This window comes from Lactiplantibacillus sp. B652, assembly GCF_023806745.1.
Lineage (GTDB): Bacteria > Bacillota > Bacilli > Lactobacillales > Lactobacillaceae > Lactiplantibacillus > Lactiplantibacillus pentosus.
This window is the reverse complement of sequence record NZ_JAMSKY010000048.1, coordinates 1-1433: the sequence shown is the minus strand read 5'-3', so window position 1 is coordinate 1433 and position 1433 is coordinate 1. Positions and strand designations below refer to the sequence as shown.

General features: G+C 39.3%; 1 protein-coding gene. It reads left to right on the top strand.

The window, feature by feature from the left end:
- Positions 1 to 124: 124 nt before the first annotated feature.
- Complete coding sequence (locus tag MZO40_RS16915; protein WP_120787269.1) at positions 125 to 1387, top strand: ISL3 family transposase; 1263 nt, start codon at positions 125 to 127, stop codon at positions 1385 to 1387.
- Positions 1388 to 1433 lie beyond the last annotated feature (46 nt).

Genomic DNA, 1433 nt, shown 5'->3' with positions numbered 1-1433 from the left:
GGGTCTATGATATTTAGTGTTGATAGATAATATCCATCAACACTATTTTTATGTACAACAAAAGGACATATCGTCCTGTGCTACAATTAAGTCGACCAAAACCAATTGAAAGCGAGTGTATGATATGTCCCAAGACCATTCTACTAAAGTACTGCTCCAAATTAAAGACCCAAATATTACTGATTTAGTTGTTCAAGAAGCTACTAACGGAAGCCTACAAGTGTTTGCGAAACTAACGTATCCGGTTACTGTTTGCGCACGTTGCGGCAAACGTTCCATGGTTAAGAATGGCTTTAAGACCGTTCATATCAGAATTCCTAGAATCAGCGAACGGGTCACCATCCTTAATTTAAAGAAGCAGCGATTTATCTGTAAAAATTGTGGTAAAAGCAGTTTAACAACGACTAAGCTGGTTAAAAAACATCATCAAATATCTGAAAACAGTCTTCATGCCATTGATCTATCATTAACTGAAGACCGTACGATGGTGAGTATTGCGGCTCAATACAATGTCTCAACCAATACGATTATTCGCCGAATAAAGTTACTCGGACAAGGTACCCAACCAGCTTTTAACGGACTACCAACGATGCTTTGTATCGACGAGTTTCGTTCAACTGGTAAACAAATGAGTTTTATTGCGGTGGATGCCCAAACCCACGACATCATTACAATTTTACCAGGACGCAAGAATGCTGATATTAAGGACTTCTTTCTCAATCATTATTCTAAACGTCAGCGTGACCGCGTGACTCGAGTTGTGATGGACTTTAATTCTCAATATCAACCCGCTATTCGAACACTCTTTCCACACGCCAAACTGGTCGCGGATAACTTCCATCTTGTCCAAATGGCCTTACGATCTTTGAATCAAACGCGGGTTCAACTCATGAAACGCTTTAACCCTAAGAGTCGTGAATATCGATTGCTTAAATATTATTGGCGGTTATATTTAAAAGATTATGACAGCCTCGAGAAGCGCAAACCCCAATGGTTTGCGCATCTTAAAGATCGCATGACACAAGAGCAATTAGTCGTAGCCGGTTTAAATCTAGACCAACAGTTTCGACAAACCTACCAGGCCGCACATGCCTTAGTTAAGTCATTTCAAAAGCGTGATTATCGATCCTTCGAAGCAGCACTAGGTAATGTCGAAAATGTCAGTCCTCAGCTAATGACCAATATTAAAAGCTTTATCAAGAACCGGCAACTCATCAAAAATATGACTACCGGCCGATTATCAAATGGTCCCGTAGAAGGTGTGAACCGTAAAATCAAGCAAATCAAAAGAACCGCATATGGTTACAAGAACTGGCAAAACTTTATTTATCGAATTCAAATTGAATTCAAAATCAAAATCGAAAAAAAGAACCCAATTCGTAAATGAATTGGATTCTAAATATAACTTCATCAACACCGGTTGACAGAGACCC